The sequence below is a fragment of the Thalassospira sp. genome, from assembly GCF_048059015.1.
In the GTDB taxonomy this organism is placed as follows: domain Bacteria; phylum Pseudomonadota; class Alphaproteobacteria; order Rhodospirillales; family Thalassospiraceae; genus Thalassospira.
On record NZ_JBLLNT010000010.1, the window covers coordinates 48,579 to 72,099 of the forward strand.

19 protein-coding genes are annotated in these 23,521 nt (G+C 54.7%); 15 read left to right on the forward strand and 4 right to left on the reverse strand.

Going from position 1 to position 23,521, the window contains the following annotated elements; all coding sequences use genetic code 11:
* The 12 genes from ACMZ66_RS14135 to fdhD all read left to right on the forward strand — a co-directional run bounded on the left by ACMZ66_RS14135 (position 1) and on the right by fdhD (position 14,437).
* Complete coding sequence (locus tag ACMZ66_RS14135; protein ID WP_416937954.1) at positions 1–690, forward strand: ABC transporter ATP-binding protein; 690 nt, start codon at positions 1–3, stop codon at positions 688–690.
* A gap of 1 nt (position 691) precedes the next feature.
* Positions 692–1,123 (forward strand): acyl-CoA thioesterase, encoded by a 432-nt coding sequence (locus ACMZ66_RS14140; protein WP_416937956.1) that lies wholly within the window; start codon positions 692–694, stop codon positions 1,121–1,123.
* Positions 1,116–1,511 (forward strand): RidA family protein, encoded by a 396-nt coding sequence (locus tag ACMZ66_RS14145; protein WP_416937958.1) that lies wholly within the window; start codon positions 1,116–1,118, stop codon positions 1,509–1,511. Before ACMZ66_RS14140 ends, ACMZ66_RS14145 begins: the two co-directional genes overlap by 8 nt.
* 154 nt (positions 1,512–1,665) lie before the next feature.
* Positions 1,666–3,099, forward strand: coding sequence for a sigma-54-dependent transcriptional regulator (locus ACMZ66_RS14150; protein WP_416937959.1), 1,434 nt, complete (start codon positions 1,666–1,668; stop codon positions 3,097–3,099).
* On the forward strand, positions 3,096–5,102 hold the full coding sequence (locus ACMZ66_RS14155) for a cache domain-containing protein (RefSeq protein WP_416937960.1): 2,007 nt from the start codon (positions 3,096–3,098) through the stop codon (positions 5,100–5,102). The genes ACMZ66_RS14150 and ACMZ66_RS14155 overlap by 4 nt, the downstream gene beginning before the upstream one ends.
* 282 nt (positions 5,103–5,384) lie before the next feature.
* Complete coding sequence (locus ACMZ66_RS14160) at positions 5,385–7,121, forward strand: OFA family MFS transporter (RefSeq protein ID WP_416937962.1); 1,737 nt, start codon at positions 5,385–5,387, stop codon at positions 7,119–7,121.
* A gap of 287 nt (positions 7,122–7,408) precedes the next feature.
* Entirely contained in the window at positions 7,409–8,302 is an 894-nt protein-coding gene (locus ACMZ66_RS14165; RefSeq protein ID WP_416937964.1) for a LysR family transcriptional regulator, read from the forward strand.
* A gap of 51 nt (positions 8,303–8,353) precedes the next feature.
* A complete protein-coding gene (locus tag ACMZ66_RS14170; RefSeq protein WP_416937965.1) occupies positions 8,354–8,878 on the forward strand; it encodes a formate dehydrogenase subunit gamma in 525 nt (174 codons plus the stop codon).
* Positions 8,875–10,431 carry a formate dehydrogenase beta subunit gene (locus ACMZ66_RS14175; protein WP_416937967.1) on the forward strand — a complete coding sequence of 519 codons (1,557 nt, stop codon included), beginning with the start codon at positions 8,875–8,877 and terminating at the stop codon, positions 10,429–10,431. Before ACMZ66_RS14170 ends, ACMZ66_RS14175 begins: the two co-directional genes overlap by 4 nt.
* Before the next feature lie 4 nt (positions 10,432–10,435).
* Positions 10,436–13,315, forward strand: coding sequence for a formate dehydrogenase subunit alpha (fdhF, locus tag ACMZ66_RS14180; RefSeq protein WP_416937969.1), 2,880 nt, complete (start codon positions 10,436–10,438; stop codon positions 13,313–13,315).
* A gap of 91 nt (positions 13,316–13,406) precedes the next feature.
* On the forward strand, positions 13,407–13,631 hold the full coding sequence (locus tag ACMZ66_RS14185; protein WP_416937971.1) for a formate dehydrogenase subunit delta: 225 nt from the start codon (positions 13,407–13,409) through the stop codon (positions 13,629–13,631).
* Positions 13,628–14,437, forward strand: a complete 810-nt coding sequence (gene fdhD / locus ACMZ66_RS14190; RefSeq protein WP_416937973.1) for a formate dehydrogenase accessory sulfurtransferase FdhD — start codon at positions 13,628–13,630, stop codon at positions 14,435–14,437. Before ACMZ66_RS14185 ends, fdhD begins: the two co-directional genes overlap by 4 nt.
* Before the next feature lie 9 nt (positions 14,438–14,446).
* On the opposite strand, the gene ACMZ66_RS14195 is transcribed toward fdhD, so the two are convergent.
* The 4 genes from ACMZ66_RS14195 to ACMZ66_RS14210 all read right to left on the reverse strand — a co-directional run bounded on the left by ACMZ66_RS14195 (position 14,447) and on the right by ACMZ66_RS14210 (position 18,872).
* Entirely contained in the window at positions 14,447–15,487 is a 1,041-nt protein-coding gene (locus ACMZ66_RS14195; protein WP_416937975.1) for a LacI family DNA-binding transcriptional regulator, read from the reverse strand.
* A 198-nt stretch (positions 15,488–15,685) separates the two neighbouring features.
* The gene (locus tag ACMZ66_RS14200; protein WP_416937977.1) at positions 15,686–17,188 is read right to left on the reverse strand and encodes a tripartite tricarboxylate transporter permease; all 1,503 of its coding nucleotides are present in this window, start codon (positions 17,186–17,188) and stop codon (positions 15,686–15,688) included.
* Positions 17,189–17,236: 48 nt separating this feature from the next.
* Positions 17,237–17,662, reverse strand: coding sequence for a tripartite tricarboxylate transporter TctB family protein (locus ACMZ66_RS14205; protein WP_416937979.1), 426 nt, complete (start codon positions 17,660–17,662; stop codon positions 17,237–17,239).
* Positions 17,663–17,825: 163 nt separating this feature from the next.
* A complete protein-coding gene (locus ACMZ66_RS14210; protein WP_416937980.1) occupies positions 17,826–18,872 on the reverse strand; it encodes a hypothetical protein in 1,047 nt (348 codons plus the stop codon).
* Positions 18,873–19,219: 347 nt separating this feature from the next.
* Here ACMZ66_RS14210 and araD point away from each other — a divergent pair, with 347 nt between their 5' ends.
* The 3 genes from araD (at position 19,220) to ACMZ66_RS14225 (ending at position 23,496) form a co-directional block, all read left to right on the forward strand.
* Positions 19,220–20,965: an L-arabinonate dehydratase gene (araD, locus tag ACMZ66_RS14215; protein ID WP_416937982.1), complete on the forward strand. Its 1,746-nt coding sequence runs from the start codon at positions 19,220–19,222 to the stop codon at positions 20,963–20,965.
* 76 nt (positions 20,966–21,041) lie between these two features.
* Positions 21,042–21,953, forward strand: a complete 912-nt coding sequence (locus tag ACMZ66_RS14220) for a dihydrodipicolinate synthase family protein (RefSeq protein ID WP_416937984.1) — start codon at positions 21,042–21,044, stop codon at positions 21,951–21,953.
* 28 nt (positions 21,954–21,981) lie between these two features.
* Positions 21,982–23,496 carry an aldehyde dehydrogenase (NADP(+)) gene (locus tag ACMZ66_RS14225; RefSeq protein ID WP_416937986.1) on the forward strand — a complete coding sequence of 505 codons (1,515 nt, stop codon included), beginning with the start codon at positions 21,982–21,984 and terminating at the stop codon, positions 23,494–23,496.
* Positions 23,497–23,521: the final 25 nt, after the last annotated feature.

Sequence of the window (23,521 nt, forward strand, 5' to 3'; positions counted from 1 at the left end):
ATGACTGCACTTCTCGAACTTAGTGGCGTGACGGCGTTTTACGGTGCATCACAGGCCCTGTTTGGAATTGATCTTTCGCTCAATGAAGGCGAAGCGGTGGCGCTTATGGGCCGTAACGGCATGGGCAAGACCACGACGATCAAGACCATTTGTCGCATGATGGAACATCGCGATGGTTCCATCCGCTTTGCCGGTCAGGATCTGGCAAAAATGCGATCGCACAAGGCAGCGCGCCTTGGCCTTGGTCTGGTGCCGGAAGGACGTAGATGTTTTGCGCGCCTTAGTGTGACTGAAAACCTGATCGCGGCAGCGCGTCCTGGTGAATGGGATTTTGACCGGGTCGCGGGTTTGTTCCCGCGATTGGCCGAGCGCCGTGATCAGAAGGCCATGACCCTTTCGGGTGGTGAACAACAGATGCTGGCCATTGGCCGGGCGCTTATGACCAATCCGCGTTTGTTGATCCTTGATGAAGCGACAGAGGGGTTGGCGCCGGTTGTGCGTCAGGAAATCTGGGCTGCGATCAATCAGCTCAAGCAATCTGGTTTGACGATCCTTGTTGTGGACAAGTCGCTTAAGGAGCTTTCGGGCGTAGCTGACCGCTATGTGGTGGTCGAGAAGGGTGTGACTGCCTGGACCGGTAAGGTAGATGAGCTGACCGAAGAGTTGGCTGATCGGTATCTGGGGGTCTGATATGGCGGTGTTCACTTACCACCAAAAGGTCCTGTTTCAACATTGCGATCCGGCGGGGATTGTTTTTTACCCCCGCTATTTCGAGATGGTGAATGCCACGGTCGAAGAGTGGTTTGATGTGGTGATCGGCTGTGGCTTTCCGACCATGCATGGTCCGATGCAGGCAGCCGTGCCGACGGCCGGGCTTTCGATCGCATTTACCGCACCAAGCATGCTTGGCGATCAGCTGGAATTCCGCCTCAAGCCAATACGTATCGGCCGGTCGAGCCTTGAGCTTGAAATTGCGGCCTTTGCAGGTGACGAGCAACGCCTGAAAACAACAGTAACGCTGGTCTTTACGAAAAAAGGGGCCGGAAAGTCAGTGGCATGGCCAGATGATTTGCGTGCCAAAATCGAAAAAGAAATCAATCAAGTGGTAGAAAAAAATGCATAAAATCGTTCAGCCAGACGGATGGAAAGAGCCCAAGGGATACGCAAACGGTGTGTTGGCACAAGGTGCAACGCTTTATATCGGCGGTCAGATTGGCTGGAACGCAGATCAGGTGTTTGAAGCCAAGGATTTCGTTGGCCAGATGGAACAGGCGCTTAAAAACATTGCCGCCGTTCTTGAAGCGGCTGGCGGCAAACCCGAATACCTCACGCGCCTGACCTGGTATGTCACCGACAAACAGGAATACCTCGCCAAACAACGCGAAGTTGGCCAGGCATACCGCGCCGTCCTTGGCAAAAACTTCCCGGCCATGACCATGGTGGTGGTCAGCGCCCTTGTCGAAGATGAAGCCCTGCTTGAGATCGAAGGTACGGCGGTTATTCCGGTTTGAGTTTGAAGCCAGATCAAGAGACCGAGACCAGAGAGCAGCTTTTGGCTGCTCTTTGTTGTTTGTGCAAAAGGCAATGTACCAACAGTTTTGCTTTTCCATCGCCGCTGAACTAAGCTTTTAAAAAACAAAAAATAAGTTTCTGCGGAGGAACATCATGAGATCGACCGTTTTGGGGGCGTCCGATGGGGATGCGCCTGCCGTTGGTAATGACGTTGGTTATTCCGGTCTTGGTCCTGAATTCGGGCCGTGGCTGGAAAAGGCGTCGATCCTTGTTGTCGATGATGAGCCGGGCATGCGGAACTTTTTGGTGCGCACGTTGGGCCCCCGCGCCAAGCGGGTGGAGGAAGCGGCTGATTGTGAGGAGGCCACAGCCCTTCTTGATAAGCACCACTTTGACGTCGTCATCCTTGATAACATTATGCCGGGCAAAAGCGGGGTCGAGTGGCTAACCGAGCAGCGTGAGATCGGCTTTTTCTCTGACGCGATCCTGATGACGGCGTATGCGGATCTGGATACCGCGATCAAGGCATTGCGTGCCGGTGCTGTTGACTTTGTCCTGAAACCATTTCGCTCCAACCAGATTTTGAACGCCGTTGCGCGTTGTCTGGATCGTATGCGATTGCGGCGTGAAAACCATGTTTTGCGCCATGAGTTGCGTGCGACGTCTGATCATGTTTTGTTGCGTGACAAGCTGATTGGTTATTCTGCGCAAATTCAGGAAATCCGCGAAACCATTGCCCGGGTCGCCCCACTTCCGACCTCAATCCTGATTTCCGGGCAAAGCGGGACAGGTAAGGAAGTCACGGCGCGTTCGTTGCATTCGCTTTCTGCTCGTGCGGAAAAGCCGTTTGTACCGATCAATTGCGCGGCCATTCCGTCGGAAATGATTGAGGCCGAGCTGTTTGGCCATGTCAAAGGCGCCTTTACCGGCGCACAGTCTGCACGCGATGGTCTTTTCATGCATGCGCAAGGCGGTACACTTTTTCTTGATGAAGTCGGTGAATTGTCGCTTGCCACCCAAAGTAAACTTCTGCGCGCGATTGAAAGTCGCCGTATCCGCCCGGTGGGCTCGGAGCGTGAAGCACCCGTCGACCTGCGCTTTATCTTTGCCACCAATGCCGATCTTGAGACCGAGGTCGAAGCCGGGCGTTTCCGCGCCGATTTGTTTTATCGCATCAATGTCATGCATATCGAAATGCCCCCACTTTGTGAGCGCGGGGATGATGTGCTTGAGCTTGCGACCCTGTTCATGACCAAGCTTTCCAAGCAGCTTGGCGTGCGTGAAGTCCCTATGGACGCCGCCGTTCGGGCCGGGCTAACGCGCTATGACTGGCCCGGCAATGTGCGCGAGTTGCGGAACCTGATCGAGCGCACGCTAATCCTTGGCCGGTTCCCGAACGAATTCCGGGATGCCGAGGCGGAGGTGGCGGCGCAGACTGATGGTGACGAAACCCTTGATGAGATGGAGCGTCGCCACATCCTGGCGATGCTTGATAAAACCGGAGGCAACCGGAACGAGGCCGCAAGGCGTCTTGGTGTATCGCGCAAAACGATTGATCGTAAGTGCGCCAGCTGGGATCAGGAATGACGCTATTTTCGCGATCACTCGTCGATAAACCCAAGCGCACCCGATCTGTTCGGTTCAAATTACTCGCGATCGCGTTGCTGCCCACTTTGGTCATCCTGCCTTTATTGCTGGGCGTCATGATGGTGCGCTGGAACAGCAAGTTTGACGCACTTCTGACATCAAAGGTCAGTGGTGATCTGACAATCGCCCATCAATATTTCACCCATATCCTTGAAAACACAGGCGAGCAGCTTGACGCACTTGGTCAATCAGTAGCGCTTCAGGATATCTTGGCGGCGAATGATACGGCAGCGTTGAACAAGTTGCTTGATGCGCGTCAACAGGCACTGGGTCTTGATTTCCTGTATCTGTCCGATGGTGAAAACCATGTCCAAGGGGCGCATCGTGATGGCGATTGGCCCGTCATTGCAAGTGCGCTGGCCGGGAAATCCTCCACCAGCATCGATATCTTTAGCAATACCGATCTTGCCGCCATTTCGTCGGATCTGGCCGAACGTGCGCAGCTTGAGTTGATCGAAACACCCAATGCCGTGCCCACAACACGCGACCGCGAAACACGGGGCATGGTGGTGCATTCGGCAAGCCATGTCGCATTGCCATCAGGTGAAACCGTCGCCCTGGTTGGTGGTATCCTGCTAAACCAGAATTTGGGTTTCATCGATACCATCAACGATCTGGTCTATCGCCAAAGCAGCCTGCCCGAAGGAAGCCAGGGTACGGCGACCCTGTTTCTGGATGATGTGCGTGTGAGCACCAATGTCCGTCTGTTTGCCGATCGCCGAGCACTTGGCACGCGTGTTTCAAGCATCGTGCGCAAAAAGGTTTTGGAGGATGGAGAGGTCTGGCTTGATCGCGCCTTTGTCGTCAATGACTGGTATATCTCGGCCTATGAGCCGATCACTGACAGTTATGGCAAACGGGTTGGCATGCTGTATGTCGGGTTTCTTGAGGCCCCGTTTGCCCAGACGAAATATGAAAGCCTTTTGATCCTGATCGGTGCTTTCCTGTTTGTCGCCATCCTCTCGGTTCCGCTGTTTCTGCGTTGGGCGCGAGGTATTTTCAAACCGCTTGAGAAAATGACCAATACCATCGCGCGTGTCGAAAGCGGGGATTATTCCGCACGCACTAATATTGATCGGGTACAGGATGAAATCACGCTGGTGGCCGATCATCTCGATGATCTTCTCGATCAGGTGCAAGAACGTGATAAGCGCCTGCGCGCCTGGAATGATCAGCTTAATGCCCGTGTTGATGCCCGCACCAGTGAATTGCGCGAAGCCAACCGCGCGCTTGAAGAAACCACCCGCCAATTGATCATGTCCGAAAAGCTTGCTGCGATTGGTGAAATCACAGCGGGTGTCGCGCATGAGATCAACAATCCCGTCGCCGTCCTTCAGGGCAATCTTGATGTGTTGCGTGATCTGTTGGGCGAGCATGCCTATCTGGGTGAAACCGAATTCCGCCTGATTGACGAACAGGTCAATCGCATCAATCTGATCGTCACCAAACTTCTGCAATTCGCCAAGCCAGAGGAATATGCAGGTTTCGTCGAGCGCCACAGCGTTGCCGAAGTGATCGAGGATTGCATGCCCCTTGTTGCTCACTTGCTGGGGCGGGCTGACATTAAGGTCATCCGCGATCATAAATCGACCCGACTGATCCTGATGAACCGTACAGAGCTTCAGCAGGTTCTGGTCAATCTGATGGTCAATGCACTTCACGCCATGCCTGATCAGGGGACCTTGACCCTGATTGATGTTGATGATGTGCGCGATGAAAAGCCCGGTGTGCTGATAACCGTCCATGACACGGGAACGGGCATGGAAAAGGATGTTCTCGATCGCATTTTCGACCCGTTCTATACGACAAAACGCCGCGAAGGGACTGGTCTTGGTCTATCCATTACCAAGACACTGATTGATCGCCAAGGTGGCTTTATGGATGTGAAAAGTACGCCCGGTGAAGGCACTGAATTCACCATCTGGCTTCCCGAAGCCGATTAAAATACCCCTGCAAATCCGCTCATAAATGCTGCAAATGCGAGTGGACATTTTGTCCATATGCGCGTTTTGCGTGCATTTCATGGTTGGACATTTTGTCCATGCGCGTGCGCTGCAATATCGCCTTTTACTTTTGAAAAGTGACAGAAAGCTTCGCAAGTGACGCTGTGGCACGATGATTGCCACGTTGTGAATTCCGGAACGAACCGCGTTTGCCCTGCACCATGACCAAAAAGTGCGACGGGGAAGGGCAAGAAAATCATAATACCGGGAGGAAACAACGTCATGTTTGACAAGCTAAAGAAAGAACACATCGTCGCTGGCGACGATTTCAATCGCTGGAAAGTTCCACCAGCATCCATCGCCATTCATCTTTGCATCGGCTCTGTCTATGCCTGGAGTATCTTTAATCCGCCATTGATCAAGGAATTCGGTGTGGTTGCCGCAAGCTCCGGTGACTGGGGGCTGCAATCTGTTGTCTGGATTTTCTCGGTCGCCATTGTGGTGCTGGGCTTGGCCGCGGCATTTGGCGGCAAGTGGCTTGAAGAAGTCGGTCCGCGCATGGTTGGCGTGGTTGCTGCGTTCTGCTGGGGCGGTGGTTTCATCGTTGGCGGGGTCGGGATTGCGACCCATCAATTGTGGCTGGTCTATCTTGGCTATGGCGTGCTTGGCGGGGCCGGGCTTGGGCTTGGCTATGTTTCACCGGTATCAACCCTGATCCGCTGGTTCCCGGACCGGCGCGGTATGGCGACCGGCATGGCGATTATGGGCTTTGGCGGTGGTGCGATGATCGCAACCCCGATCAAGGAAGGCCTGCTGTCGGCATTCTATAAAGTTCCTGAATATCTTGGTCCGGAAAGTGCCGTGAACCTTGTTACCGAAGGTGGCAAGCGCATGGCCGAAGTCGGCGGACAGATGGTTGAGGTCGTCGTTGCTGGTGCCGCACAAGTGGCATCCGCCCCGGTTCCGATCGAAGAAGGCGTTTACATTGCAGGCACGGGTAATACCGGTGCGGCCTCGACCTTCTTCACGCTTGGTGTTGTCTATTTCATCGTCATGATGATTGCGGCGTTCTCCTATCGCGTTCCGCGCGAAGGCTGGTTGCCAAAAGGCTGGACGCCGCCGACTGCGGATACCGCGTCCAAGCGCATGATCACCCAGAAAAACGTCCATATCGATCAGGCACTGAAAACCCCGCAATTCTATCTGCTGTGGATTGTTCTGTGCTTTAACGTGACGGCAGGCATCGGGGTGATTGGCGTTGCCAAAACCATGATGTCGGAAATCTTTGGTACGACCTTGCCGCTTGTTGTGAATTCCGCCTTTGCGGCGACCTATGTGTTCATGATTTCGGTCTTTAACATGTGTGGCCGGTTCTTCTGGGCATCCATGTCGGATTATATCGGGCGCAAGAATACCTATTACTGCTTCTTCATTCTGGGCATTGCGCTTTATCTGTCGATCCCGTTTGCCGCAGAACAGGTCAGCATTAATCCGGCTGTGACCTATCTGGTGATGTTCTATGCCGCAACCATGATCATCTTCACGATGTATGGTGGTGGCTTTGCGACCATCCCGGCATATCTGGCGGATATCTTTGGTACCAAATATGTCGGTGGTATCCATGGGCGTCTTCTGACGGCCTGGAGTACCGCTGGTGTGCTTGGTCCGTTGGCGATCACTCAGTTGCGTCAGACCTCGGTCGCAAACTCGATCAAGGATCTGGCAGCAAAGGTCGACCCGGCAGCCTTCCAGGCGAAATTCGGTGCGGGCATTGAACAGCTTGATCAGCTGGTCGCGGCCAAAACCGTTACCATCGGGCGTCTGATGGAAATTGCCCCGGCAGGTACGGTTGATCCGACCTCAAGCCTTTATAACACCACCATGTATGCCATGGCGGCTCTTCTGGCGATCGCATTGATTGCCAACAAGATGGTCCGTCCGATTGACGAAAAGCACTACATGGAAACCAAGGAAAGTGGTGTTGGCGCAACCGGACGCGAAGCAACGTCCGAAGCGTAAGCGACCATGGGCGTCGATCACCGCACCCCTGTGATCGACGCCCGATTGGCTAACGATGTCTGTCCGTTAACCATGTGGGGCATGATTGGCACAGTCATGTACGGTCATGTCTTGGGTCCGGGTTCCGTTCATCCGATCCGGATCCGCGTTCTGTTGCAGGAATAACCTTTAAGCCCGTAGGGGTAATCGGTTATCCTGCAATCAGGATGCCGCCCAGCGCTTTCGGTGTTCATCCACAAAAACGTGCATCCAATCAATGTGATGCCAGTCGCCATGCCGGATATAAAATGATCGATAAGCTCGAAATGTTTATGGTGCTTGCTCGTGAGCAGCATTTTGGCCACGCCGCAGAAGAATGCGGTGTGACACAGCCAACGCTGTCCAGTGCCTTGCGCCAGCTTGAAGACCATCTTGGTGTGGTGCTGGTAAAACGTGGATCACGCTATCAGGGGCTGACGCCCGAAGGTGAGCGTGTTCTGGAATGGGCGCGTCATATTGTCGGCAGCACACGGTCCATGCGTGATGAAATGCGCGCGATGCGGTTTGGTCTGACCGGACAGGTGCAAATTGCGGTAATCCCGACAGCGCTTTCGATGGTCCATGAATTAACCACCCCGTTTCGCGAAAAGCACCCGGATGTCAGCTTTGCCATCCTGTCGCGGACCTCAACGGAAATTCAGGCATTACTGGATGATCTGCAAATCGATGCCGGGATCACGTATCTGGACAATGAACCGCTTGGCCGGGTGACATCGATCCCGCTTTATCGCGAGCGCTATCATCTGGTGACGTCCAATCTGGATGAATTGGGCGATCAAAATGCGATTACCTGGCATGAAACGGCGAAGCTGCCCTTGTGTCTTTTGACGCCGGATATGCAGAACCGACGCATCATTGATCAACATCTTGATGCGGCCGGGGCAAAGGTCAGTGCTACCTTGGAAAGTGATTCCATGATTGCACTGTTCAGCCATGTTCAGACCGGAAACTGGGCCAGCATCATGCCCGAAAAAATGGTCGAAAGTTTTGGTATGCGGGATCGGGTTAAGTCCATTCCGATCATTGAACCGGATGCCAGCCACATGGTCGGCTTGATCGCCGCAAAACGCGAGCCTGCAACCCCTGTGGTTTCAGCGCTTTTGAAGGAAGCCGCCCGAATTTCCGAGCTGCAAACCGTTTGATAGGTTTTCGCTATCGCGTAACGGGATGGCTTTATTGAACAGGCGGGCCGGATGCCCGAAACTGTCAGCAATAATAAATACATGTTCAACATGCTTGAGAGAGAGGCCTGCATGTCGGAAACGACCGAGGACCAAAACGTCCGCGTCGCCGCCATTTGTGATCAGTTGATCACGTTGGAAGGGCCGCTATTGCCAATCCTGCACGAGGTGCAGGAAGAATTTGGCCATATCCCTGAAGGCGCGCTTCAGACCATCGCCAAGAAGCTTAATCTCAGCCGGGCAGAGGTGCATGGGGTTGCAAGCTTCTATCACGACTTCCGCGAGGAAAAGGCAGGTAAGCACGTCGTCAAGATTTGCCGCGCCGAAGCCTGTCAGGCCATGGGGGCAGATGCGCTTGGGGAAAAGGTGCGCCGTCATCTCAATGTTGACTGGTCGCAAACCACAGCGGATCGCAAAGTCACCCTTGAACCGGTCTTTTGCCTTGGTCTTTGCGCCTGTGCACCGGCCGCGATGATCGATGGCAAGGTTGTTGGCCGCGTCAGTGCCGATCGCATTTTGGCAAAGGTGGGGTCATGAGCATCAAGGTTTACGTTCCACTTGATTCCGGTGCCGTCGCACTTGGTGCCGATGACGTTGCAACCGCCATCGCGCAAAAGGCATCATCGGCCGGGGCCGATATCAAGCTCGTGCGCAATGGTTCGTTTGGCATGTATTGGCTCGAACCGATGGTCGAGGTCGAAACACCGCGCGGTCGCGTGGCCTATGGCCCGGTGACCACCGATGATATCGATGCGCTGTTTGCGTCTGATTTCCTGACCGGTGGGGAACATCCGCTTTATCTGGGCAAGACCCAGGATATCCCGTTCTTGAAAAGCCAGTCGCGTTTGACCTTCCAGCGCTGCGGGTTCATTGACCCGGTATCGCTTGAAGATTACCGTGCCCATGATGGTCTGACAGGGCTTGAAAACGCGCTTAAGATGTCGGATGCGGAAATCGTCAAGGCTGTCACAGACAGTGGCCTTCGTGGTCGCGGTGGTGCCGGTTTCCCGACCGGCATTAAATGGAACACGGTCCGCGAAGCAAACGCCGATCAGAAATACATCGTCTGTAACGCTGATGAAGGCGATAGCGGAACGTTCGCCGATCGCATGATCATGGAAGGCGAGCCGTTTGTTCTGATCGAAGGCATGATCATTGCTGGCCTCGCGACAGGTGCGACCAAGGGCTATGTCTATACCCGTTCAGAATATCCCGATGCCATCCGCATCATGAACGAGGCGATCGAAGTTGCCCGTGCCGCCGGTGTTTTGGGCGATAACGTCCTTGGATCGGGCAAGGCGTTCGATATGGAAGTCCGCATGGGTGCGGGCGCCTATGTCTGTGGCGAGGAAACATCGCTTCTCAACAGCATGGAAGGCAAGCGCGGTGTTGTCCGCGCCAAGCCGCCGCTTCCTGCCCTTGAAGGTTTCATGGGCCGCCCGACGGTTGTGAATAACGTGATTTCGTTGTGCTCTGTTCCGGTGATCCTGGAAAAGGGCTCGGAATATTACCGTGATTTTGGCATGGGCCGGTCGCGTGGCACCATTCCGATCCAGATTGCAGGTAACGTTAAACATGGCGGCCTTTATGAGGTTGGCTTTGGTTTGACGCTGGGCGAAATCGTCGAGCAGATCGGCGGTGGTACAGCAACCGGACGTCCGATCAAGGCGGTTCAGGTCGGCGGTCCTTTGGGGGCCTATTTCCCCAAGGAACTGTTTGATACGCCCTTTGATTACGAAGAATTTGCCAAGCGTGATGGTCTGATTGGTCATGCCGGTGTGGTCGTTTTTGATGACACGGTCGACATGATGAAGCAGGCGCGCTTTGCCATGGAATTCTGCGCGATTGAGTCATGCGGCAAATGCACGCCATGCCGCATTGGTTCGATCCGGGGCACCGAAGTTGTCGACAAGCTCGAACGCGGTGAAGACCCCGAATTGCAGATCGAATTGCTGACCGATCTTTGTGAAACCATGAAGTTCGGATCGCTGTGCGCATTGGGTGGCTTTACGCCCTATCCGGTGATGAGCGCACTGACCCATTTCCCTGATGATTTCAAGCCACGCGCGCTTGATATAGCTGCGGAGTGAAACGATGTCCTTGATCAAAGAAGTCGACTACGGAACCCCCGCGAAGAATTCAGAAAAGACTGTCACCCTGACCATTGATGGCAAGGACGTGACGGTACCCGAAGGTACATCCGTCATGCGTGCCTCAATGGAGGCGGGCATTCAGGTGCCGAAACTGTGTGCGACCGATATGGTCGATGCATTCGGATCCTGCCGTCTGTGCCTGGTCGAAGTCGAAGGCCGCAATGGCACGCCGGCATCCTGCACCACGCCTGTGATGGACGGGATGGTTGTTCGCACCCAGACCGAGCGGCTTAAGAAAATCCGCAAAGGCGTGATGGAGCTTTATATCTCTGACCATCCGCTTGATTGTCTGACCTGTGCGGCCAATGGCGATTGCGAATTGCAGGATATGGCCGGTGCGGTGGGCCTGCGCGATGTGCGTTATGGTTATGAAGGCGGCAACCATGTTGAGGTCCGCCAGAACGGGGAAGAAAATCCGCGCTATATGGCAAAGGATGAAACCAACCCGTATTTCACCTATGACCCGTCCAAATGCATTGTCTGTTCGCGTTGTGTCCGTGCCTGCGAAGAAGTACAGGGCACCTTTGCGCTGACCATCGAAGGCCGTGGCTTTGAATTCCGCGTGTCACCGGGCATGCATGAAGACTTTCTTGATTCCGAATGCGTGTCGTGCGGTGCCTGTGTGCAGGCATGCCCGACCGCAACGCTTCAGGAAAAGTCGGTTATTGAAATCGGTCAGCCGGAACATTCCGTCGTTACCACCTGTGCCTATTGCGGGGTCGGCTGTTCGTTTAAGGCGGAAATGCGCGGCGAAGAACTGGTCCGCATGGTTCCCTATAAGGATGGTAAGGCCAACCGGGGCCATTCCTGTGTGAAGGGGCGTTTTGCCTATGGCTATGCCAATCACAAGGACCGCATCCTGAACCCGATGATCCGCGAAAATGTCGAAGACCCTTGGCAGGAAGTCAGTTGGGAAGAGGCACTTCGGTTCACCGCAGACAAGTTCAAAGGCATTCAGGCCAAGTACGGCAAGGGTGCGCTGGGCGGTATCACCTCGTCCCGTTGCACGAACGAGGAAACCTTCCTTGTTCAGAAACTGATCCGTGCCGGATTTGGCAATAACAACGTTGATACCTGTGCACGTGTTTGCCACTCGCCGACCGGTTATGGTTTGAAAACCACCTTTGGTACTTCGGCCGGGACGCAGGATTTTGATTTTGTCGAACATACCGATGTTGTCATCCTGATCGGGGCAAACCCGACCGATGGCCATCCGGTGTTTGCATCGCGCCTGAAGAAACGTCTGCGCCAAGGTGCGAAACTGATCGTGATCGATCCGCGCCGGATTGATCTTGTTCGGTCCCCGCATATCGAAGCAGTTGCGCATATCGCCCTTCGTCCGGGCACCAACGTTGCGGTTCTGACGTCGCTTGCCCACGTTATCGTGACCGAAGGCCTGTTTGACGAGGCGTTCGTACGTGAACGTTGTGACTGGGATGAGTTCCAGGATTGGGCAACCTTTGTGTCTGATCAGAAGCACAGCCCCGAGGCCATTGCCGATATGATCGGTGTGGACGGGGAAACCATGCGCAAGGCCGCACGTGCCTTTGCCACCGGCGGTAATGGTGCGATTTATTACGGTCTTGGTGTGACGGAGCACTCACAGGGTTCCACCACCGTTATGGCGATTGCCAACCTTGCGATGGCGACCGGCAATATTGGTCGTCCGGGCGTTGGCGTGAACCCGCTACGTGGTCAGAACAACGTTCAGGGTTCATGCGATATGGGATCGTTCCCGCATGAACTTCCGGGCTATCGCCACATTCAGGACAGCGCATCGCGCGATATCTTTGAAGATATCTGGGGCGTTAAACTGGATGACGAGCCGGGCCTTCGTATCCCCAACATGCTCGATGCTGCTGTCGAAGGTACGTTCAAGGGTATCTATATTCAGGGCGAAGACATTCTTCAGTCCGACCCGGATACCAAACATGTCGCCGCCGGTCTGGCAGCAATGGAATGTGTGGTTGTCCATGACCTGTTCTTAAACGAAACGGCGAACTACGCGCATGTGTTCCTGCCCGGTTCGACCTTCCTTGAAAAGGATGGCACATTCACCAACGCAGAACGCCGTATCAACCGTGTTCGCAAGGTAATGACGCCGCTCAATGGCTTTGCTGATTGGGAAGTCACCCAGAACCTTGCACGTGCAATGGGTCTTGACTGGAATTACACCCACCCGTCACAGATCATGGCCGAAATCGCCAAAACCACGCCAAGCTTCACCAATGTCAGCTATGACCTGCTCGAGCGTGAAGGGTCGGTTCAGTGGCCATGTAATGACAAGGCACCGCTTGGCACGCCCGTCATGCATATCGATGGCTTTGTCCGTGGTAAGGGCAAGTTCGTTGTTACCGAATATGTTGCGACCGACGAACGGACCGGTCCGCGCTTCCCGCTTCTTCTGACGACGGGACGTATCCTTAGTCAGTACAATGTGGGGGCGCAGACGCGCCGTACGGAAAACACTGCCTGGCATAAGGAAGACCTTCTGGAAATCCATCCGCATGATGCCGAACAACGTGGCATTCGCGAAGGTGACTGGATCCGTCTTGCATCACGGTCGGGCGAAACATCCCTTCGCGCTACCATCACCGATCGTGTGGCACCGGGTGTGGTGTACACCACTTTCCACCATCCGGGCACGCAGGCCAACGTCATCACCACCGATTACACGGATTGGGCAACCAACTGTCCGGAATACAAGGTGACGGCAGTACAGGTTTCACCGAGCAACGGTCCGTCCGAATGGCAGGTGGAATATGATCGTCAGGCGGAAATGTCGCGCCGGATCAAGCCGCGCGTGGATGCCGCCGAATAGGATGCCCTGCCAGACATTGTGCTATACTCCCTTGGCATGATGTCTGGCACCTCCTTTACCTGAAAAGTTTACAGCCAAAGAGTGAACAGCAATGGCACCTGACAAGCTTGTCTATATGGCCAATCAGATCGCGACCTTTTTTAAATCCCAACCCCATGACGAAGGGGTATCGGGTGTTGCCGGTCATATCAGCGATTTCTGGGAACCGCGCATGCGCAAGCAGCTGTTTGACATGATCGCAGCTGGCCATGATGGTTTTCATCCGCTGGTGATCGAAGCAGCCCCGTCGATCCGCAAGGTCAAAGAAACCGCATGACGCCCAAACCATCTGAGAACCGCATCCTTGATGGCCGTGATTTTGATATGGCACGTGCCGTATCGCGCGATGACGGCAATGATGATGCGCCCATTACCTTGCAGCCGGAAGTCCCGGCTGCATTGACGTTTAATGGGCAATCGCATGCGGTGATGATGGTATCCCCCCATGATCTGGAAGACTTCATGATCGGCTTTTCCCTGTCTGAGGGGATTGTCGATGATGTTTCGCAAATCACGCTGCGCGATGTGCGCAGAACCCTTCAGGGCTATGTGATTGAAGCCGACCTTCATGATGATGTTTTTGATCGTCTTGATGATAAGAAACGCACGCTTGAAGGTCGATCTGGCTGCGGCCTGTGTGGTGTGCAATCGCTTGAGGCAGTGGCAATGGATAAAATCGGCAAAGTCACCCCGTCAAACATGGCGCAAGACGTTGTTCTGCGTGCGATTGATGAATTGCCCGCCCGACAAACGCGCAACCGTGAAGGCGGTGGGCTTTTGCATGCCAGCGCCTTTGTCGATGTGACTGGGGATATCAAACTGGTCCGCGAAGATATCGGCCGTCACAACGCACTTGATAAGGTGCTTGGTGCCGTTGCGCGCGAAGGCATTGATACAGAAGGTGGTTTTGTTCTGATGACCAGTCGCTGTTCATATGAAATCGTCACCAAAACGGTGCAATGCGGCGTTGGCGGGCTTGTGACCTTGTCCGGACCGACCTTAACCGCGGTCAATCTGGCCCGTCAGGCGGGGCTAACCATGATTTGCCGGGAACGTCGTGGGCTGTTTCGCCGCTTTGCCTGATTGATCTGATCAGGTCGATGCGCGTTCGATAATCTCAAATCCGATATCGATTGTATTTGTCGGAAGCGGCCGGTTTTCAATCCGGGCCACCAACGCTTCTGCTGCCTGTTGGCCAAGATGCGGCCGGTCGACCTGCACCGTTGTCAGAGCGGGTAGGGTGAAGGGCGAAAAGTCCTGATTACCAAAACCAAGCACGGCCATGTCTTCAGGGATGCGAAGACCGCGTGCCTGTGCTTCGATCAGGATGCCGTGGGCCAGAAGGTCCGAACTGCACATGATGATGCCGTTCTTGAACCCCTTTTCCAGTCCTGACGTCAGGCCATTGCGTCCGCGCTCAATCGTTGCTCCTGCTTCATACAGAACCTCAATCGGCGCATTTCCCGTCAGTTGAGTGAATTGCGCGGCAAAGGCTTCTTTACGACGGACTGCGCGTTCATCGCCCGCAGAGACGATAAGTGCCTTGTCATAGCCCTTCTTGACCGCATAGCGCGCCATTTCTTCACCGGTTTTGATATGCGAAAAGCCGATGCAAACATCAAGCGGGTTTTCGGTAATGTCCCAGACCTCAATCACCGGGATACCAGCACCAAGAAGCATACGCTTGCAGCCCGCAGAGTGATGGATGCCGGTCAAAAGGATGCCATCGGGCCGGCGGCTGAGCATGGTGGAGACAACAGCCTGTTCTTCATCTTGTGAAAAGCCGGTTTCGGCCATCAAAACGTGATAGCCCGATCCGCGAATGACATTGATGAAGTTCTGCATCATATCGGAATAGATCACGTTCGTGATCGATGGCACGAGGGCCGCGATCAGCTTGCTGCGCTTTGATGCCAGCGCACCTGCAACCATGTTGGGAACGTATCCGGTCAGCTCTATGGCATCCTGAATACGTTGCAGTGTCTTGGCCGAAACCTTTTTCGGATCATTAAGCGCACGTGAGACCGTAACTTGCGAGACACCCGCGATACGACCCACTGTCTCCATCGTGACAGTACCGCTTTTGATCTCGGCTGCGGTGATCGGATCGCTGTTTTTCGCAATGGATGACAAGTGTTTTTGTCTCTTGATCTGGTGACCTGACAATCAATTGTCCGGCGGTGTTGCGGCGCAAAGTCGGCCAATATCAGTCTGTTTCGGACATTACATCAGCAAAATAAGGGGGGCAAGAAGCGTGGCCAGGGTGGGAGCCACTTTACAATACAGGGAGAGGATTGTTGCTTCTTGCCCGGCGGTGTTCGGTCTTACGAGTTACTGGTCGGATCCTTCGCTCATGCGTTTTTTCTTGCGCGCGACCGAGATGGAAAACGCGATCGAAATCACAATCAGGACCCAAAGCAGCACCGCGATCCAGCTTTTGGTAAAGAAGATCGAAAACGTGCCAAAGGATTCCAGGCTTTTGACGAAATAGATTTCAGCCGACGGACCCAGGATAAAGCCGATGATAAAGGGCGCGATTTCAAGCCCGATCTTATGGGCGAGGTAGCCAAACAGACCAAAGATCAAAAGCGTCCAGACATCAAACATTACCCCGTAATTGATTGTGTATGCGCCAACCACGCACATCATCAGGATGATCGGGAACAAGATGTTTTTCGGAACCGTGACCACTTTGGCCAGATGACGGATCGCAAACACCATGACAAGGAACATCACGATATTGGCCACAAGCATGGCAATGATCATCGCATCCCAGGTAATCGGGTTGTTGCCGATAAACAGCGGACCAACCTGTATTCCCTGAAGGGTAAAGGCGCCAATCAGAATGGCGGTGGTTGAATTGCCCGGAATGCCAAGCGACAGGAGTGGCACAAGTGCTCCACCCGTCAGGCCATTATTGGCACTTTCCGATGCAATCACGCCAGCGGGCGCACCCTTGCCGAACTTCTCCGGGTTCTTCGAAAAGTTCTTTTCCTGACTATAGGCCAGAATGGACGCGGCACTGCCGCCAACGCCGGGCAAAATGCCAACAAAGGTGCCAATCGATGACGAGCGGATCAGGTTAATGAATTGGCCTTTGAACACCGAAAGCTTGAACGGCGCACCGCCGATCTTGACCTTCGACAGGCCCTTTTCATCTTTCATGCCCTGTTCGGCATCAATCAGGATGGTCGCCAAACCAAACAGGCCGATCAGAACCGGCAAAAGCGAAAAGCCGCTTTCAAGGTAGTATTCCAGAAATTCCGGAACCAGACGCAGCTCGCCATTGCCGCCGCGCGAAATGTCATAGGCACCGATCAGGCTGATGAAGATGCCCAGAAATCCGCTGAAAATCCCGATCAGTAGGCTGCTTGAAAGGGCTGCCATCACGGTCAGTGCAAAGAATATGATCAGGAACTTTTCGATATAGGAAAACTTGATGGCAAAGTCGGCCAGTGCTGGGGCGAACAGGTAAAGCGCTGCAAGGCTGATCAGGCCGCCAACCAGTGACGATGTAATGCCGATCTTAAGCGCGCGTTCTCCTTCGCCATTCTGGGTCATCGGATACCCGTCAAGCGTGGTCGTGATCGATGACGGAGTGCCCGGAATGTTTAAAAGAATGGCCGGAACAAGGCCGCCGGAAATCCCGCCAACATAAAGACCAAGCAAAAGTGCCAGACCATTTTCAAGTCCCAGCGAATAGGTCAGCGGCAAGCAGACAGCAACCGCCATGGTCGCGGTCATGCCGGGAATGGCCCCAAAAATGATGCCGATCACGGTGCCAGCGGCAACCAGTCCGAAAAACAGCGGGGTAAGAATGGATAGAAGTTCCATAACAAATCTCTTGGCTCAATCCGCGCCAATGGCGCCCGTTTCGGGGCCTTAAGGCAGCGAGATGTTGAAAAGTTCGGACAGGATGTACCAGACGACACTTGGTGCGATCAGCGCATTGGCGCCTGCGATCGTAAGGGTTCGACGGCTGCGTTCATGCAAGAACAGCGTGCTTAGCGCGAACAGATACGGGATCGAGCACAGATAGAACCCAAGTCCGGTATTGGGGAAAAGATCCCCGACACTTGGCATGGCAAGAAAGTAGACCACGGTCAAAGCCAGCGTACCAAAGAAGCGAACATGGTCGATGCCCGCTGGCCACCAGGTGCCATTGGTAACCGTCGCCAAAATGGTACTGCCGCGCGTGATCAGGATCGAGATGAACAGAATGCCAAGGATTACGGCGATAATCGTTGGGAAAATCAGATGTGACGAGCTGAAATCAACCGTCACATGAAAGGGGGAGTCAAACGACATGGGACGCCTCCGATATGTGCCTGTTTTATCCCCATGGTACTGATTTCCAAGCACGATGAAAATCGGATCGGGGTATTTTTAGCGGGATTGGCTGGCGGGGCGCATAAAGCCACCAGATCAGGCAAGGATGGCCCGGCGAATGAATGCCGGGCCAAAGCCATGATTAGTTGGTCGCGATGGAGTCAATAACCTGACGGTACTGATCGCGCTTTGCCTTCAGGTAGCTCGAAGCTTCAGCCTGCGGCTTGTAATTCGGAATGAAGAAGGACGCTTTCTGGGTTTTCTGGATGTCGCCCGCGTCATAGATTTCCTTCAGCGCGGTGTCGATTGCCGCAATCTGTTCTGCATCCATGTCCTTGTTGAACAGGAAGAAGAATTCCTTGTCGAAGGTGAAGTTGCTTGAACCATCAAGGGTGACGCTGACATTCGGGGTGGTGAAGGCCAGAAGTTCGTCACGGGTGGTGTCGCCCATGCCTTCCGGGTTTGCCTGCTCGATGGTTTCTTCACGTGCGGTCAACCAGATGAAGCGCATTGCTTTCTGATCTTCTGCGGCAAGCTGGGTGAACTGTTCGTTTGCCTGAACCGAACCGTTGATCACGTCAGCCTGGCCATCAAACATCAGCTGGTTTTTATCAGCCTGGGAGCCGGTATTGACCGGAACGATGTTGGCTTCCGAACCCGGGTTCATCACACGGGCTGCGTTTTTCATGGCCGAGAAGCCAATTTCGGAAACGCCACCGGCCTGAATGGCAACGCGAACGCGCTGACCAGCCGCTGCCGCAGCAAAGACGTCTTCCATCGACTGCATGGGCGAGTTTTTCGGCACGAGATACGCGTTGCCCGGGTTGATCGCGACGGTCGGGCCGACGATGTAGTTTTCAAAGATGTCGTCATAGCCACGAACACCATACAGGTTCCCGAGATAGGACTGATCATGGAAGATCATGATGGTGGTGCCGCGAGAGTCGCGCTGCAGCGCCTTGAAAGCTTCGCTCGAACCAACAGCATCGACCTTAATATTGATGTCGAGTTTCTTGGCGAGTGCTTCGGCGACAATCGCGCTGTTCTGATAGGTGTCGCCACCGGTTGATTTTGAACCGATGACAAGGCGGATGTTGCTCGGCAGATCAGCAGCAGAGGCGAGAACAGGCGAAGCAACCATGGCGGCAAAGCCAGCAGCGGCGGCGATGGTTTTAAAGAGTCCGGTCATAAGATTCCTCCCGAATGACGTATTCCTGAATATGGGGGTGTCCCCGGTATCCCCAAGGTGTGGTTCCCTTAAGGCGTTGGTGTTGCTTGTTCTTGTTGTTATTCAGCTTGTAAACTAACAAGCGTTATGTATGCGCATACATATTTTGATACATCTTGTTTCAAAGCCTGTCAATTGTTGAATCCGTAAGTCATTTTGCTTAGAGAAAATCATGCTGCGCTGCTTGTAAGGATGCTTGACATCCTGTCTATGTATGCGCATACATAAAGCATCGATCAAAAAACTACAGGTCCCTTGATCTTATGTCGTGTGACAGATTGGCGGGGCCGAACGACGGGAGAGACGTCATGTCCGACAAAATTAAAAAGTCCGCAGAAGATTTAAGAAGTGCGCGTTGGTTCGCGCCTGATGATCTTCGTTCGTTCGGGCATCGTTCGCGTTTGATGCAGATGGGTCTTGATCCCGAAGATTGGACGGGGCGTCCGGTAATCGGCATCCTCAATACTTGGTCGGAGATTAACCCGTGCCACCTGCATTTCCGTGAGCGCGCGGCCGACGTCAAAAAGGGCGTGCATCAGTCGGGCGGTTTCCCGGTCGAACTGCCGACGATTTCCGTCGACGAATCCTTCACCAAACCGACCTCGATGCTTTATCGCAACCTGCTTGCGATGGAGACCGAGGAAATGATCCGTTCTCACCCGCTTGATGGCGTGGTTCTGATGGGCGGTTGCGATAAAACCACGCCGGGCCTTGTGATGGGGGCGCTTTCGGCTGGTGTGCCAATGATCTATCTGCCGGCTGGTCCGATGTTGCGCGGCAACTATGCCGGTAAGATCCTTGGGTCTGGTTCCGATGCCTGGAAATACTGGGACGAACGCCGCGCTGGTAACATCAGTGACGAAGAATGGGTTGGCGTCGAAGGCGGTATTGCCCGTTCATATGGTCACTGCATGACCATGGGAACCGCATCGACCATGACCGCCATTGCCGAGGCGATGGGGCTTTGCCTTCCCGGCGCGTCTTCGATCCCCGCACCAGATGCCGGTCACATGCGCATGTCGACCCAATGTGGTCGCCGCATCGTTGATATGGTTTGGGAAGATTTGACCCCGAACAAGATCGTCACCCCGGAATCGGTTCGGAACTCTGCCGTTGTTGCAATGGCGACCGGCTGTTCGACCAACGCAGTTGTCCACTTACTGGCGATGGCGCGCCGCGCAGGCATTAAAATCACCCTTGATGATCTTGATGCGTTGGGCCGCACGACACCGCTGATCGCCAATATCCGCCCGTCGGGCAAAGGCGATTACCTGATGGAAGATTTCTTCTATGCCGGTGGCCTGCGTGCCCTTATGGCGCAGTTGGGGGATATGCTTGATACGTCTGTAACGACCGTGACCGGCAAGACCCTTGCCGAAACCCTCGAAGGTGCAGTGGTTTATAATGATGATGTCATCCGCCCGCTTTCAAATCCGGTTTATCATGAAGGATCGCTTGCGGTTCTGCGCGGGAACCTGTGCCCGGACGGGGCTGTGATCAAGCCTGCTGCCTGTGACGAGAAGTTCCGCAATCATCAGGGCCCGGCACTTGTCTTTGACAGCTATCCGGAAATGAAAAAGGCGGTGGAAGATGAAAACCTCGAAATTACGCCAGATCATGTGATGGTTCTGCGTAATGCGGGGCCGCTTGGCGGGCCGGGCTTCCCGGAATGGGGCATGCTTCCGATCCCCAAAGCGCTGATCAAGCAAGGTCATCGTGACATGTTGCGTATTTCGGATGCGCGTATGTCTGGCACGTCTTATGGCGCATGTGTGCTTCACGTCGCACCGGAAAGCTACATTGGTGGTCCGCTGGCACTGCTTAAGACTGGCGATATCGTCAAACTTGATCTCGATAACCGTCGTCTGGACATGCTGGTTGATGACGCAGAACTCGAACGTCGCCGTGCGGCCTGGGTTCAGCCCGAACCCCGCTATCAGCGTGGATATGGCTGGATGTTTGGCAAGCATGTCACCCAGGCCAACGAAGGCTGCGACTTTGATTTCCTTTCGCCGGAATTTGGCGAGACCGCAGGCGAACCAGACATCTTCTAAGTCAAAGATACCGATAAGAACCAGGGTCCGGAGTGGTATGTGCCCCGTGACCCGCAGCATTCAGGGATATTGATCCATGGCACTTTCCAAATCCGATCTGCGCGGCGTGCTGTCGGGAATTTCGGGCATCCTTGTTACGCCCTATGACGAAAATGGTGATCTTGCCCCCGCCAAGCTCAAGCCGATCATTGATCGTGCGCTGACCGCCGGTGTGCATTTTCCGGTCGTGAATGGCAATACCGGCGAGTTTTATGCACTGACCACCGATGAAGCCATCACCATGGCGAAATCTGTTGCCGAGATGCTTGATGGTCGCGCACCGATGTTGGCCGGGATTGGTCGTGGTGTGCGTGATGCCTGTGCGCTTGCCAAGGCATCGGCAGAAGCCGGGGCAGAGGCGCTTATGATCCATCAGCCGCCAGATCCTTTCGTCGCCCCGCGCGGTGTTGTTGAATATATCAAACGCATTGCCGATGCATCGGGCGGGCTTCCGATGATGTTGTATCTGCGCAATGACACCATTGGCACCAAGGCGATTGCGGATCTATGTGCCATCGAAGGTGTAGCTGGTGTGAAATGGGCAACGCCAAATGCGATGAAACTGTCCGAGGCAATCAATGCCTGTGATCCGGATATCGTTTGGGTCGGTGGGTTGGCAGAAACATGGGCACCGGCATTTTACGCGGTTGGCGCGCGTGGTTTCACATCGGGTCTGATCAATGTCTGGCCGGAACGTTCCATGGCGATCCACGCAGCGCTTGAGGCAGGTGACTATGCCAAAGCACGCCAATTGATCGGCGATATGAGCGCCTTTGAAGAAGTTCGTGCCGAAGAAATGAACGGTACGAACGTGACCGGTGTGAAAGCCGCACTGAAATTGCTGGGTGATGATTGTGGTGCGACGCGCCCGCCATCTGCTTGGCCATTGACCGATACGCAGCATGCCAAGCTGGTTGGCTTCATGCGCGAAAACAATCTTGTAAAATAAGCGGCCCCGCCGCACCAAGGAGGCACCTATGTCCTATACTCTGACAGGAAAACATCTGATTGCCGGCGCGTGGGTCGCAAGTGATCAGACCTTCCAGTCCGAACCGGCACACGGCCCGGCAAATACCTTCCCGGTCGGAACGCCAGCACTGGTTGATCAGGCTGCCAAGGCCGCCGAAGAAGCGTTTTGGAGTTTCGGTTATTCGACCCGCGAAGAACGCGCAAAATTCATCAATACCATTGCCGATGAAATCGATGCGCGTGGCGATGAAATCACCGAAATCGGCACGCAGGAAACCGGCCTGCCCGAAGCCCGCCTTCAGGGTGAGCGGGGGCGTACGGTTGGCCAGCTTCGTCTGTTTGCAAGCCATATCCTTGATGGCGCTTATCTGGATCGTCGTTATGACGAAGCCCTTCCGGATCGCGCACCGCTGCCGCGTCCTGATCTGCGCTTGATGCAGCGTCCGATTGGCCCGGTTGCCGTGTTTGGCGCGTCAAACTTCCCGTTGGCATTTTCGGTCGCGGGTGGCGATACGGCGTCTGCCTTGGCGGCTGGTTGCCCGGTTGTGGTGAAGGGGCATTCGGCACATCCCGGCACGGGCGAGATTGTTGCACAGGCCATTGATGGCGCGATCAAGAAATGCGGTATCCATCCGGGTGTATTCAGTCTGATCCAGGGTGGCAAGCGTGATGTGGGTCAAAGCTTGGTGCAGCATCCGCTGATCAAGGCGGTTGGCTTTACCGGCTCGCTTGGTGGTGGTCGTGCGCTGTTTGATCTGTGTGCATCACGCCCGGAGCCGATCCCGTTCTTTGGCGAACTTGGCTCGGTCAACCCGATGTTCCTTCTGCCCAATGCGGTGAAGGCGCGCGGCGAAGCACTTGGCAACGGTTGGGCCGGGTCGCTCACCATGGGGGCAGGGCAGTTCTGCACCAATCCGGGGATTGCTGTTGTGATTGATGGTCCGGATGCGGATGCATTCGTTGCCTCGGCCAAAGAAGCACTTTCGGGTGTAGCGGCGCAAACCATGCTGACCGATGGCATGGCAGAAACCTATCGCGCCGGGGCGAAACGCGTTGCTGCAACGTCGGGTGTCAAAGAAGTTCTGACCACGTCATGTGATCTTCGCAATGCGACGCCGTATCTGTTTGAAACCACCGGTGATAACTGGCTTGCCAATCATGAGCTGGGTGAAGAGGTCTTTGGCCCGCTTGGTCTGGTTGTGCGTGTTTCTGATGTTGCTCAGATGCGCACGATTGCCAAATCGCTTGAGGGCCAGCTGACCTGCACGCTGCACCTTGATGCCGATGATGCCGCAGATGCCCGTTCGCTTCTGCCGATCCTTGAGCATAAGGCAGGTCGCGTTCTGGCCAACGGTTTCCCGACCGGTGTGGAAGTTTCCGACACCATGGTGCATGGCGGACCATATCCGGCATCGACGAACTTTGGCGCAACTTCGGTCGGGACGATGGCGATCCGTCGCTTCCTGCGTCCGGTTTGCTATCAGAACATTCCGGACGATGTGCTGCCGGCTGACATCGCGTAACTGCTTTTCCATCAAGATGCGGCCC